The following is a 13,532-nucleotide window of genomic DNA, read 5'->3' as shown; positions in this document are numbered from 1 at the left end:
AAAATATTTTTACAAACAAAAACAGCCTTAAAACCCATTACACTTGGATTTTAGGCTGTTTAAACTTTTTTATTGCTAGTCAATCAGAGCCTCTGAAAAATACATCAATATCATGTCAATTCCTACTTTTACAAAATAAGAAAAATGCGTCAAATCTTGAATATAACTTGCTCAATTTATTCATTAATTTCTCTTATAAAAATCATTACTCTACTACCTTCTTTACAAAACTTCCATCCCTGTTTCCCAAGCTCATTCCACTCATTTTCAGCTTCTTCAATTTTTTTATTAGTATCGAAACCTATTTTTATTCCTTCTTTAACAAACTTGTACTCATACTTTTTCATCATAACTACCTCCCAAAATTTACTGAATTCTTATCTACCGATACGACGAAATTTTTGAATGATGCATAATAACTACAGATGTAGATTTTGCTATCCTAAATTTATTGTTGCTTATAATCCACCACTACTTGTGTCAATGGTAGCACTAATATCTTCTCCGTTACCGTTATATAAGATTGTGTTGTCTAAAAATATATGGTCATCAAAAGTTTTATTATCAATTTGAATATATTCAAAAAATGTATCACCAGGATTTACAAGGTCTATTTCGTATGGAATGTTATCGAGGGTAAAAGATATTTTTTCGATTTCGTGATTTGGATTTTTACCACCTACCAGAAGATACTTATTTCCCTTGCTCTCTACAACTCCGTTTACAAAATTTGCACCAGTATAAGACAAACCCTGATATCGAAATCGATTAAACACACCCATTTTCATTCTTACGACAGCAATATTATCTCCTGCCACTACAAAATAATAGAAATCTTTATTGTTTAATCCAATGCTTGTGAATCTTTCTGTATTTACACCAAACTTATCTTCGATGATATGTCGCAATTCAATTGTATCATGCTTTATAGGATAATAACGCATATACCCCACTACTATTAAAAGCAACGAAGCAATTAGAATCCATATAAATTTTGTTTTCTTTTTCATAGCCATATCCTCCTTCAAAGCTTACTTTATCTTTTTCACACCAAATATAAATAATCTTTACTTCGCATTTTTCTACGACTACACATAAATTATTACAATTGCAACATATTATATAAAGAATGTGAATCAACTTAACTTTTTGCTATGCTCATTTTACCCAACTTTACAAATTGAAATTTATCAATGTTTCTTCTGTAACTGCCAAACAATTTTACTATAAACATACTCAAATGATTTAAAAGTTTCATTAAGCGATTCTGAATAGAATGTACCTTCTTGTTCAAGAGTAAAACCACATTTTTCAATCAAACGTTTAGACGATTTATTATTTTGAATATAACAAGCATATACATACTCTATTTCTTTAGAAAATAGATAATCCAGAACCTGATAAATAACTTCTGTCATTATTCCTTGATTCTGGTAATCACAATTCAGTACAAAACCCAGTTCTTTTGTATCTTCTCTTCCGTTCTCAGAATCGTCGTTTACTGCTATATGACCAATCACTTTCCCATTTTCTTTATTTTCAATTGCAAAAATATTATTATTATTAATATTTATATGCAATACTTCTTTTGATACTAACCTGTTACTATGACGCTTCCATCCAGCCATTTCTCCAACTCCATCTTGACTACAATAATCATATAAATCCTCTAAGTCCTTCCCTTCAAAATGACGAAGAACTGTTCTATCAGTCTCTAATCTCATATATCTCACCCTCTCTCTTTCAAATTATTGTTTATCAGTCATGAAAACAAATAGCCTTTATGTCACATAAATTTACTTATGTTCATCTATAGTATATAAACCATCCATCTATTTATCAACCTGATTTTGTCAATTATCATCTATCATAACTCTAATTATCCAATGTCATCTATATTTTAGCCTATTTTTATGGGTCAAAAAACGGTGTTTTTTCACCGATTTTTGACCCATATTCCGTCCTTAAACTAATATATGTTGTGGTTGGATTCTATTTTTTGCTCTCTGAACCACAATACGTCATCAGAATTATACTCTCCACATGGCTCGAGAGGACAGAATGAATGTCATTTGAGTTTGCCCGTTCTCGGAAACATATCCACAGTGTTTTTGGTGCTATCGGTAGACGGGAACATATTCATTATTTTAGTCTAGTTAAATTAAATGTTCTCTCAGCTTTAAAATAGAATATGTTAGTTACTTGTATTCACTCGGAACAGGAATATCAAATCTCTCGCACAATAGTTTTACATCATGCATATCATTTTCATCATGCTCATAGCCTAGATGAAATAATACTTGATTTTCAGCGTCAATACATCTGACCTTTTTATCGCCTATTTTCCCAATACCACTAAACACTTTTGGAGGATATGCTTCTCCTTCAAAAACAATGTATCCTTGTTCGTTGAATTTAAATATATGAAGATCAATTATCCTACCTTTAGTATCCTTCCAAACTGTGTGAGATGTGGTGGTATATGCTTCTGTAACTTCCGCAAAGCCTTTTTCTTTTATTATTTCAATAAACTTTTTACTATTACTTTCTTCCACAAATAAATCAATATCATTGTGTGCTCTTGTTTCTTCTTCTAATAGTGCATCTACTCCCCAACCGCCATCAATCCATATGTTAATTCCATTTTCTTCAGCGTATGTTATTATCTCAATGGCATCAGTTTTACTTACCATGTAATCCCTCCGTTCAAATTAATATTTTTCGTATAAATATTATTACAAAAGGCATCATCATGCTCTACAAACAATAGTGTAGGGCAATATTTCAAAATCATTTTTTCAATTTGAATACGTGAAAAAATATCAATATAGTTCAAAGGCTCATCCCATATATACAAATGTGCACTTTCACAAAGGCTTTTAGCAATTAGTACTTTCTTTTTCTGTCCAGCACTAAAATCCTCCATGTTCTTATCAAACTGTTCTCTATTAAAATCCAGTTTACGAAGAATCGCTTTAAATAGCGTTTCATCGATTTTATTATTATAGGCAAACTCAGATAGATTACCTATTAAATATGAAGTATCTTGCGAAATATAAGAAATTTTTAGTCCACTTGCTAACATTAAATTTCCGGTAAATTTAATATCATCTCCATTAATCAATTTTAGGATACTAGACTTACCACTCCCATTTTTCCCGATAATGGCAACTCTATCACCCATATTGACTCTGAAATTAAGATCACTGCATACTTCTTTATCCCCATAAAACAATGATAAATCATTTGCTTCTATAAGACACTCCTTGTGAAAATCAAGTGGCGAAATTTTCAAGTCGTCATATTGTTCAATGTTGTGGAGCAGTTCGGATTTTTGCGAAATAGCTTCCTGCTGTCTTGACTCAATATTTTTGGCACGTTTCATCGCTTTTGCAGCCTTATGTCCGACATAACCCTTATCCAGTTTTGAACCAGAGTTTGTTGTTCCATGTTTACTTTTTTCTACTTTATCTGACCAGTTTGAACTGCGTTTTGCTGCATTAGACAACCTTCCTATTTCTTTAAGGAGTTTCTTGTTTTCTGTCAGTTCAAAATTATCTTGTAACGTTTTGTTTTCCCACCAAGAAGTAAAATTTCCTTTTTGGATTTCAATACTCGTTTTATTGATGGATAGTATATGGTCAACGCATTGATCAAGTAAGCTTCTATCATGAGATACCAAAATGAATCCCTTCTTACGTTTCAAGTAGTTTTGCACCACATTACGCGCATCAATGTCAAGATGGTTTGTAGGTTCATCAATAAGCAGGAAACAACTCGATGTAAGGAATAAAGCTGCAAGAAGGACTTTTGTTTGCTCACCATTTGACAGTGTATTAAACGGACGATATAAAGCATCTTCTTGAACATCAAGCAATGATATTTCACGAAAAATCTCCCAATCCATACATTCCGTACAAATACTCTTCATTACTTCAATTGTATATAGACTCTTATCTTTCACACCATAAGGAAAATATTCAAATTTAACTGTAGACCTTATATTGCCGGAATACGCATATTTACCAAGCAGTAGATTTAAGAAAGTAGTTTTACCACGTCCGTTTCTTCCAATAAAACCGAGTTTCCAATCTGTATCTATCTGAAAACTTACATTTTCAAAAATATTATCATAACTTCCTTCATATGAAAAAGTTAGATTTGAAACATTTATTAAAGACATATATTTCTTCCTCCTTTACATTATAAAAATCTTATAAGCAAAGTCGGTTTTCGGCATTAAATACTCTATAATATTATCCAACTTTGCATGGATTTTGTCATGAATGACATAGTATCGCTGTCTATCACTTTTATCATCCTTTCTTTTACAAATATTAAAAGCCGCAAGAAAGTAAATTCTTACGGCTCAAAAACAAATACTATTATTACCTTTTGTTATATATCAGGCTACTGTAATGTATTATTGAGTGTAGAATACTTAACTTTCTTGCAATTTGCATAACAAAACAAACGATTCTATCGCCGTTTCTTTTAATATCTTATTATGCATCAAATAATTAGCAAGAAAAGTTATACATTCTTCCACCTCCAAGTTGTTTTATTATATCATATTGTCTTCAAAAATCCAATACAATCAATACAATTCTTCTGTTCTCTTTCTAATTCTAAATATTTATTACCCTTCTATATCTATCTCGATCCCAGACTTGAATTCAACAATTAGCTTATCATCGTAGACCGTAACCTTTTCAATAAGCCGCCTTACTAACTGCTCATCATATTCCTCCAACTCGCAGGGTTGTTCATTCAAGAAATCAGTCATTTCATCGATTCGTTGCCTTTTTCCTTCTCGCTCTGCATTTTCAACCAGTGCATTTTGCTTCAGCTCCCGAAGGCGGTAAATTTCGTCAGCCACATCTTCATAGTCATTCTTGGACTTTGCTTGTATAAGAAGCTGTTGCTGTAATTCTTTCAATTTGCTATCAATATCATTGGTGGCATTATCATTTTCTTCATTAAATACAGTAGCTAAATTCGGGTGGTGCCAGGCACCTTAGAGAGTCACACCAAAATACCGTTTTTTTTATTGGCAGGTACTATTCTTCAAACCATAGCGTTTACTTATTTGCAATAAACCATTTGCGTATTTTATCGTTAAGATAAAATGGACTTTTTCCGGAAAGGAAACAAGCAATTATGATTATCAAAAGCGTAAGTCCATAGATGACCGCAAGCGGCATTTGATAAAATGTTGGATTGGCTATAAACGGAAAAGGGTTAATGAAGGCTTCTGTTAGACAGTTGATATTCCAATATACCCAATACACGATTGAAAAGCCATATCCTACATAAACATTATTTATAAGTGCGGTGATTGTCATAGCCATTGCACCAATAAGCAAACTTCCACCTCCTACATTAAGGATATAGGTAAACAGCGAGATCGACTCAATCATCATTTCACCCCTAAACTGCTGCATGATACGAAATACTCCATTTGCCAATAAAATGTATATGAGCAAGAGTAAAAGTGAAATCAGGTATCTTTGCAAAAGCACTCTTATGGGCTTCCTGCTAGATAAATAAGCAATTTCTTCCGTGCTGCTTCCCTTATCCAAAATAGCAATATCTGAAAATAAGACGATGCCGACAAAAGGGAGATAGATAGTTGATACATTTACAAAATCAAAATATGTTGGAACATACATAGCAATTGGTATGATACATACAAATGCAAGGCACACCAACCATTTAACGGGGGAAAACAACAGCTTAGCTTGCAATTTCATATTGTAATCCCCTTTCTCAAATCAGTTTTCAATCGTTTATAAATCTTACAGGCCACTGCAAGAAAAGCCATACTTAATACAAGATAGATAATACGGTTTACCATGGTCGCCTGTATAGTACCTGTTACTTCATCAAGCCGAATGATGGGGCTTATTGCTTTTATCCAGCCTCCATTAGGGCCAAAAACATTAGGTGTTACATTCAAAATCACGAAAATAATATAGAGTGGAAAAACAGCGGTTACTTTCTTTATCAGCAATATAAGCACCGTAAGCAATGAGCTTAAAAAGAAAATAGTAGGGAAAATGTAAGTCATAAAATAAGGTAAGAATAATGTGTATTCATATGTGTATCCCATTGTTGCAAATCGTGCAGCACTTATCAAATTTAATATCACACCAAGGCCATATAAATAAAGCATAAGCGGAATGAACGCACCCAAATATCTTAATATGAGGTACTTACTCGAATTGATTGGTTGCATATAAACTATTTCATACATACCATGACGATAATCCCTTGTGAACAGAAATAAGAATAAAGGGAAAATAATCAAAGATGCGATGATTTGTATGTAGGTAACATACTTTTCATATAGCTTAGGACTGTAACCAGTATTTCCGAGGTCAGACAGTATCATTTGGTTAACTTCTTGTACACTTCCAAATCTTTGGCCAAATTGAGCTTTGCAAGCTAGAAGCCACGGTGATACGGTTTCGTTGTTCTGCATCTCTGACAGAACATCATCAAAGCTATGTATACCGTTTTTGAGCATCTTAAATACCTTGTCAAATTGAGGTGCTAAATTCTGTGGTATAGATCCGTCCTCTATTCTTTCCTTAAGAAACTGAACGGCATTCGATGCGAGGTCGGCCTCGGAATTTTTCACAAAGATATAATCACGATCTCCACTTTGTTCTAGTGCCTGTATATCCTGTTCACTTTTTACCGGCATATGAAAAATCTCGGTGAGCTGTGAAACTGCGAACACTGAAAAGATTGCCAGTATAATTAAAAATGTCATGTTACGAATCTGTGTTTTACATTCAAAACCGAATAATTGAAAGCTCTTCATTTTTATTCTCTCCTTGTAGTAATGTAGACATATGCTTCTTCAAGTGATGGGCGATAAGGGGTAGCGTTTGTCAATTTTGCCGATTCGACGATAGCAATAGCCTTTGTTTTGGAGCCATCACGCTTAAAAGATATAACTTTATATTTCTGTTCAAATTCCTGAAATTCAGCAAGAGAATCAAAAGCACACTCGTAAATTTTTCCGTCTGCCAAATGCAGAAGTTCATCTAATGCGCCGGTAAACAGTAGATTACCACCGTCTAATACTGCCAACTTATTGCAGGTGTATTCGATATCCTCTACAATGTGGGTCGAAAACAGCACGGCGTGGTTTTCAGCATAAGTGCTAAGCAGCTTGCGAATATTAATTCTTTCCTCCGGATCAACGCCGGCCGTTGGCTCATCTACGATCAAAATCGGAGGGGAGTGCATAATGGCCTGCGCCAATCCCACTCTGCGCTTCATGCCGCCCGATAACTGCTTGTACTTCTTTTTACTGTGATCCAATAAATTGACTTGTTCCAATGCATCGTGAATTAAAGCTTTTTGCATAGCTTTCTCCGTTCCACGCAGAAAGCACATATACTGCATAATTTCATATACCGTAAAATCTTTATAAAATCCAAATTCCTGTGGAAGATAGCCAATATTACGCTTAATTTCCTCTTGATTTGCTTTTACCGCATCCATTCCGAGGATGGACACCTTTCCATCTGTTGGAGTAAGTAAGGTGGTCAGGATCCTCATTAGTGTTGTTTTTCCTGAACCGTTTTTGCCTAACAAGCCAAAAACACCTGTATCAATACTCAAAGAAACATGATTCAAGGCAGTCACTTTTCTGTTGTATTTTTTTGTAAGTTCTAAAGTCTGAATAACCATAATAAAAAACCTCCTTAGTGTTATAAGGAGATTTTAGAATATAATTTTCAATTTTTTCTCTACTGCATAGCTTCTTTTCTGAAAAACGCCGTAACTTCTCCACCTTTATCCGTATTTCTGACTTTTAAGCTACCATTATGGCGCTCACAGAATATTTTGCAAATATATAACCCCAATCCGAAATGCTTTGACTTATCGGAACTTTCCGTATAGTAAGGCTCTGCTGCATTCTCTAAGCTGTCAGCTGAAAAGCCGGTACCATCATCAGCCACTGTTACGCTGAGCATATTATCAATCTCTGATACGGTAACCTCTACACTGTTGCCAGCATGATAAGCAGCATTGGATACGAGGTTCTCCATTACTTGTAAGAACATTTCAATATCCATTACGGCCGCATTTGAATGGGTATGAGAATAAAAATGGCATTGCCTTCCTGCTTTCTGACAAATCATGTCCACCAACTGTTCTGCATGATCCACAAACTTGTCTATCTCAATCCTTTGGTAATCGGGTACAATATCCTCCATTCTTTGCAGAGTGCTCATGCTGTCCACATACCGTTCCAGTCGGTTAATATGCTTTGACATAGTGACTGCCGTTTCTTTCACAGCTAAGCTATCATTCGTGAGTTGCAATATTTCTGAATATCCTTTCAAAACCGTAAGCGGAGTGCGCAAATCATGTGCAAAAGCAGCATTGAGACGTTTACGCTGTTCCATCTGTCGCCACATAAGCTGGTTGTTCTGCTGCAGGGAAAACCTCATTTTTTCAAACGAGGCACAAAGTCTACCCATTTCATCCTGACTCTTATAATTAACCGTAAAGTCTAAGTCATTGCTCGCAATACGCTCTGAAGCCTTATCCAAAGCGGCAAGTGGATTTTTCAATTTATTTCGGTAAAAAACAAAAACTGCAGCGAGCATACATAGGGAAAACGAAAGAGGAACCGCTAAGGTTTGGGTCACATTAATCGCTTGCAAACTTCTCTTGTCCTGCACCGTATAAAGGATGTTTTCAGTTCCGATTAAGCCGCCCTCGCCCAAGCGTTCTCCGGCTTCGTTAGTCAAATAATATCGTTCTTCTGTTTGCGGATAGTTTGCGTTGAGCCGTTCTTCTGCAATTCGGCAACCTTGCGTGATCCCTATACTTAATACTAAGGCGACCACTGTAAATAGAATAATATATAAAACAAGGCTTTTGCGGAGGGATATGTTTCTTAATCTATACTTTATTTTATCCATTTATACCCGCACCCCCATACTGTTTCAATATACGGCTTGCAATGAGCAGCAGCTAATCTTGACCGGATACGTCGTATATGTTCAAAAATCACACTGCTTTCACCCTCACTGTCATATCCCCACACACGTTCATAAATACGCTCTTTATCAAAAACCTGTCCGACATTTTGAGACAACAACTCAATAATATCAAATTCCTTTTTCACAAATGGGATTACCTCGTTGTTCCAATATACACATCTTTCCGAGTAATCAATGGTAAGCCCCTCATCGAATTTCACTTTTGCTTCTATTCCTCGCCGTTTTTCCCTACGCAGATGAGCAGCTACTCTTGCCTCTAACTCAATAATAGAAAAAGGCTTTAGGATGTAATCATCGCCGCCCACTGAAAATCCTTTGACTTTGTCGGCATCTTCAATCCGTGCTGTCAGAAATAAGATAGGGCAGGATACATAATCCCTGATACGTCTGCAGACAGATAAGCCATCTAACTGCGGCATATTAATGTCAAGCAGAATAATGTCCGGCTGTCGTTCTGATTGCTTGATGGCTTCTATGCCATCTGTCGCTGTCAGCACATCATAATTTCTATTTTCAAAAAAACCTTTTAGCATTGCTACGATATCGGCTTCATCATCTACTATCAAAATTTTAGTTCGCATAATACACCTCCTTATTGGCTGGTATTATTGGGTTTGGTTTACTTTAATTATACCACGTTAAGGGGGTTTCTTGTTGTTTTGATGTGTGTTTCTATATGAATTTTTCAAGGTTCAAGCCTATTTTGTTGGTGGGAAAGTTGAGTAAATTAATAAAAAACCATTTTTAGCCTAAAATCTATATACTAAATAGTTTCAAAATATTTTATAATAAAACATGAAAATTTGTGAAATAGTATTTATAAGTGCATGAGCAACTAAAGAATAGGCAATATTCTTCGTTTTAACAATAATTACCCCAATTAGGAAAGCTGTAATAGGGTGGAAAATCCAGAAATTAAGTCCTGTATCTATATAATAAATATGAACACCCCAAAATAGTAGGGCTTGAATAACACAAATTGTTATGTCGCTTAATTTATACTTCTTTAAATACCCCCAGAAAAAACCCCTAAAAAGTGGTTCTTCCATAATTGCCGCAAAGGATAGCTGAAATAAAAACTGATGAATAATCCATTCTAGATTCAAAGGATCAAGGTTGCTGCCACCTTTAAATCCTCTTATAAATACACCTATAGTTATAATAACAACGGTTATTATCAAAGTTATTGCAATATTGATGGTAATTTTATTAGTTTGTGTTTTTGTTAAAACAATCTCATTTCTTTTCCGAAACAAGTAGATTCCAAATGCAATGGCTATGGGAATATTTATGTATGCAACAAAATTATAGGGGTCTCCTATTACAGAGAAAATAGGCGAAAACAAGAAAATAAAAATCGCTAATCCACTAATGTTGTATTTACTTAAAGTTTGTATATTTTTACAGATGAAAAAGCCAGTCAATATAAAAGTCCCCAATAAATATATAACCAAGCCCCGATTAGAATAAATAGTATTTGCATTCGATAAAAAGACTAGTGCAAATCTTAGAAAGAATAGTGCTATCAATACACCTAAATTTAGTTTCTCATCTTTTAAAGTACCTACCATCTAGTACACCTCACCTAATATAAATAATTTCTTCTACCCATTTTACTACCTTTACGACATATTTTATGAATTATGCGTCGTCAAATCTCTAATCTTTATTATACATAATATTTTACCTCGACAGCATTATCAAATATCCTAAAAGCTCCCAATGGAGTTATCAATTTTGACACTCTATCACCTTCAATTTTTTTACATTTTCTTCTATAAAAATTTACTTAAATTATCAATGTGTCTTTCAGCTTCTTTTAGGCTTTCCCCTGTTAAATTCATAAATAGTTCTATTGCTTCTGCTCTCTTATCTTTTGAAATTAATTCTTTTAAATCAGAGTTAAGTACATGTTCACCTTTTGTTCCATCCTGATTAATATAGAAGCCATCGATAATTTCTCTAATCCCTCCACCAAACCACCAATTGTTAGATTCAATGAAGCTGATGAATCTATCTACAAACTCTTCTTCTGTTATTTCAATTGGAACCTCTATGCAACCTTGAATTTCAAATTCTTTTCTCATATATTATATTCTCCAATAAACTCCATCAGGTAATCTACATAGATAGCCTGGTTGTTTTTCTTTTATCTTTCCTGTTTTTAAATCTCTAACAATTACATTTTCATTGTACTCTATATTCTCATCCCACTCTGATAAATACAAATCATCACCATAACGAAACATGAATGTCTCAGTTGCTCCTACCTCAATTTCCTTATTCTCAGTCCAGACAATTTCAAGAATACATTCGTTTTCTTCTCTAGTAAGAGTGATAGGTGAAACTTTTAACATAAGATTATAACAATCTTTTACAATTCCAAGTGGTAGTTCTTTTATCATTTCAATTATTTCTTCATTTGGTAAATAGCTATATATTTGTATTTTCTCAATATTAAAATCAACAGATAGAAAATATAGCTTACCATTATCCCAAACTGGTTCCTTAATATATCTGTTTTCTTGAAGTTTAAATGGACTGTATATAGTTCCTTCTGGATAATGAACTAAATGACAAGTCATCCCAGAAAACTTTTCCCCGGATTTGACTATTTCTTCAGCATCAAACAAATCACAATATCTCCCTTTACTATCCGTGCAACAACACAACTCTGATGTTCCTTCTACTGGTTCGGGATATAATTCTGATATACCCTCTATTTTTATTATATTCATATGTTTTCTCCTAATTTTATAAGTGTAAATAAATCTCATAACTTAAATTATTTTTATTCCCATACAAAGATATCTACTCTGCATCTTCATCCATAGTACCTTTAACTGGATAATAGGACATATATCCCATCTTATTGGCTAGCTTATCATATTCTAATGGAAATTCTAATGGAAACTCTATATCTAAACCAAATTCTTATAGAAATTTAGATATTTTAGGATACTTTTCTTTGAAGGTTTTATAATAGTTTATACAATAAGCACAATCACATTGGCTTTCGTACTTGAATCTATATTCTTTTGTAAAATTATAATCAAAATTTATATCTAACCCATACAAATATCGGTCTGTTATGCTGTATATTCTGGTGTCTCTATATCCCGATTTCCTGGATAATTAGCAAAAAATAATCTTATACTTCTTACTGCTTTATAGGTTTCTAGCATTATTTCATTTTGTTTTTTAAATAATGATTTATCATATTGATTAGAAAATATCTCATGTGCAGGGACCTGTCTAATCTTTCTAATAAATTTTAAAGGATTTATAATCAGGTCGTCAATATTCTCATTAGTTCTAATATTTTGTTTTAACCATTCCGACATCAATTGCAAACTTCCCTTTAAATTTCCTTTATCATCCTTTCGTTCTACTGATTTTATAAATCTAGTGGCAGATGTAAAAGTTTTGTAATTAATATTATGTACAATTATTTTTTCAAGTGCTAACATGAAACCATAGTAATTTTTAAGAGTTGAAGAAACATTACCCTATAATCTTCTGGTTTTTCAAATGTATGTGGCTTATAGATTTTATTGAATAAATGTGGAATACCCATATTTTCACACATACTATTTATAACTATCATTTCATCGAGAACAGCATCATAAATTGATACCTCATCTATCCATTCTCCCAACACCAAGTTTTTATAAAAGCCATCATTTATAAAATACTCTTGTTGATATTCTAAATAATTTATATTCCATTTAAGTTGTGCATTAAGCGAAAGTTCTGCTAAGTCTCCTAGAAAAACTCCAACCACCTTTTCTTCATATAACTTTTCTTTATGATAACCTAATCCAAAATCCTTTATATATTCACTTTCTAAGTTCTCATCATAAAATTCATCAGATACAACAATGCTACCTCGATAATCAGACCAAAATACATCATATCTCGGGTCTTGAAAGTATGATTCTAATATTTCTATATTAAAAAATAATATTTTCAATTGTCCTTGTCCATCTAAAAGCATTTTTGTAAAAGGCTTTTCACTATTTATATTTAATGATTTTAAATGTTTTTCTGTAGGATATAAAACAACTGAATCACCTTTCTTAATAATCTCTTTTTTCTGTTCCTCCTTATCTATATTTAATCTTAATGCTTTTATATGTGGGTTTAAAACAAATGCAGGAGATAATACCTCTACCTTATCTTCATCTATTAACTGGCAAATTAAATTACTATAATTTTTGTCAAAATTATATAATGGGAATCCATTGAAATCTCTAGAATTCAAATAATAATCTGTAATTTGTTTAAGAATCTTATCTTTCATAAGCGCCCTCCCAGCCTTTATAATATCATGTATCATATTAATCTTTAATTTGGAATAATTTTCAATATATTCTTTATTATTATAACACATTCTATATGTACTCTCCAAGAAATTGTGATAGAAATAAGAAATAAAGAATCTCCTGTATTATCCCTGCATCTTCCCTTAATTCCTAACCCTGCTAACACCTTAGTCCT

The 13,532-nt window shown here is 33.2% G+C and carries 15 protein-coding genes and 1 pseudogene; all 16 read right to left on the bottom strand.

Annotated elements, in window-relative coordinates; translation table 11 throughout:
- Nucleotides 1-176: 176 nt before the first annotated feature.
- Nucleotides 177-347 carry a DUF4177 domain-containing protein gene (locus TEPIRE1_RS13645; protein ID WP_231848324.1) on the bottom strand — a complete coding sequence of 57 codons (171 nt, stop codon included), beginning with the start codon at nucleotides 345-347 and terminating at the stop codon, nucleotides 177-179.
- Between the two features lie 111 nt (nucleotides 348-458).
- Complete coding sequence (locus TEPIRE1_RS04580; RefSeq protein ID WP_013778002.1) at nucleotides 459-1,010, bottom strand: hypothetical protein; 552 nt, start codon at nucleotides 1,008-1,010, stop codon at nucleotides 459-461.
- A gap of 180 nt (nucleotides 1,011-1,190) precedes the next feature.
- Nucleotides 1,191-1,724 (bottom strand): GNAT family N-acetyltransferase, encoded by a 534-nt coding sequence (locus TEPIRE1_RS04575; RefSeq protein ID WP_015295145.1) that lies wholly within the window; start codon nucleotides 1,722-1,724, stop codon nucleotides 1,191-1,193.
- 474 nt (nucleotides 1,725-2,198) lie between these two features.
- Nucleotides 2,199-2,693, bottom strand: a complete 495-nt coding sequence (locus TEPIRE1_RS04570) for a nucleotidyltransferase domain-containing protein (RefSeq protein WP_013778000.1) — start codon at nucleotides 2,691-2,693, stop codon at nucleotides 2,199-2,201.
- The gene (gene lsa(E) / locus TEPIRE1_RS04565) at nucleotides 2,687-4,183 is read right to left on the bottom strand and encodes an ABC-F type ribosomal protection protein Lsa(E) (RefSeq protein ID WP_013777999.1); all 1,497 of its coding nucleotides are present in this window, start codon (nucleotides 4,181-4,183) and stop codon (nucleotides 2,687-2,689) included. The genes TEPIRE1_RS04570 and lsa(E) overlap by 7 nt, the downstream gene beginning before the upstream one ends.
- A gap of 456 nt (nucleotides 4,184-4,639) precedes the next feature.
- Nucleotides 4,640-4,999: pseudogene (locus TEPIRE1_RS14090) on the bottom strand (recombinase family protein); the annotation flags it as partial.
- 82 nt (nucleotides 5,000-5,081) lie between these two features.
- Nucleotides 5,082-5,753: a hypothetical protein gene (locus TEPIRE1_RS04555; RefSeq protein WP_013777998.1), complete on the bottom strand. Its 672-nt coding sequence runs from the start codon at nucleotides 5,751-5,753 to the stop codon at nucleotides 5,082-5,084.
- Entirely contained in the window at nucleotides 5,750-6,829 is a 1,080-nt protein-coding gene (locus TEPIRE1_RS04550) for an ABC transporter permease (RefSeq protein WP_013777997.1), read from the bottom strand. The genes TEPIRE1_RS04555 and TEPIRE1_RS04550 overlap by 4 nt, the downstream gene beginning before the upstream one ends.
- Nucleotides 6,830-6,831: 2 nt before the next feature.
- Nucleotides 6,832-7,707 (bottom strand): ABC transporter ATP-binding protein, encoded by an 876-nt coding sequence (locus TEPIRE1_RS04545; RefSeq protein ID WP_013777996.1) that lies wholly within the window; start codon nucleotides 7,705-7,707, stop codon nucleotides 6,832-6,834.
- 59 nt (nucleotides 7,708-7,766) lie between these two features.
- The gene (locus TEPIRE1_RS04540; protein WP_013777995.1) at nucleotides 7,767-8,951 is read right to left on the bottom strand and encodes a HAMP domain-containing sensor histidine kinase; all 1,185 of its coding nucleotides are present in this window, start codon (nucleotides 8,949-8,951) and stop codon (nucleotides 7,767-7,769) included.
- Complete coding sequence (locus TEPIRE1_RS04535) at nucleotides 8,939-9,613, bottom strand: response regulator transcription factor (protein WP_013777994.1); 675 nt, start codon at nucleotides 9,611-9,613, stop codon at nucleotides 8,939-8,941. Before TEPIRE1_RS04535 ends, TEPIRE1_RS04540 begins: the two co-directional genes overlap by 13 nt.
- A gap of 192 nt (nucleotides 9,614-9,805) precedes the next feature.
- Nucleotides 9,806-10,603 carry a CPBP family intramembrane glutamic endopeptidase gene (locus tag TEPIRE1_RS04530; protein WP_013777993.1) on the bottom strand — a complete coding sequence of 266 codons (798 nt, stop codon included), beginning with the start codon at nucleotides 10,601-10,603 and terminating at the stop codon, nucleotides 9,806-9,808.
- Nucleotides 10,604-10,807: 204 nt separating this feature from the next.
- The gene (locus tag TEPIRE1_RS04525; protein ID WP_013777992.1) at nucleotides 10,808-11,119 is read right to left on the bottom strand and encodes a hypothetical protein; all 312 of its coding nucleotides are present in this window, start codon (nucleotides 11,117-11,119) and stop codon (nucleotides 10,808-10,810) included.
- Nucleotides 11,120-11,122: 3 nt separating this feature from the next.
- A complete protein-coding gene (locus TEPIRE1_RS04520) occupies nucleotides 11,123-11,770 on the bottom strand; it encodes a hypothetical protein (RefSeq protein ID WP_013777991.1) in 648 nt (215 codons plus the stop codon).
- Between the two features lie 351 nt (nucleotides 11,771-12,121).
- On the bottom strand, nucleotides 12,122-12,502 hold the full coding sequence (locus TEPIRE1_RS14085; RefSeq protein ID WP_023211412.1) for a hypothetical protein: 381 nt from the start codon (nucleotides 12,500-12,502) through the stop codon (nucleotides 12,122-12,124).
- The gene (locus TEPIRE1_RS04515) at nucleotides 12,496-13,335 is read right to left on the bottom strand and encodes a hypothetical protein (protein WP_231848323.1); all 840 of its coding nucleotides are present in this window, start codon (nucleotides 13,333-13,335) and stop codon (nucleotides 12,496-12,498) included. The genes TEPIRE1_RS14085 and TEPIRE1_RS04515 overlap by 7 nt, the downstream gene beginning before the upstream one ends.
- Nucleotides 13,336-13,532 lie beyond the last annotated feature (197 nt).

Origin of the sequence: Tepidanaerobacter acetatoxydans Re1 (assembly GCF_000328765.2) — a bacterium.
Classification (GTDB): Bacteria; Bacillota; Thermosediminibacteria; order Thermosediminibacterales; family Tepidanaerobacteraceae; genus Tepidanaerobacter; species Tepidanaerobacter acetatoxydans.
Note: the sequence above shows the minus strand (reverse complement) of the source record. Positions and strands in the feature narration are given on the sequence as shown.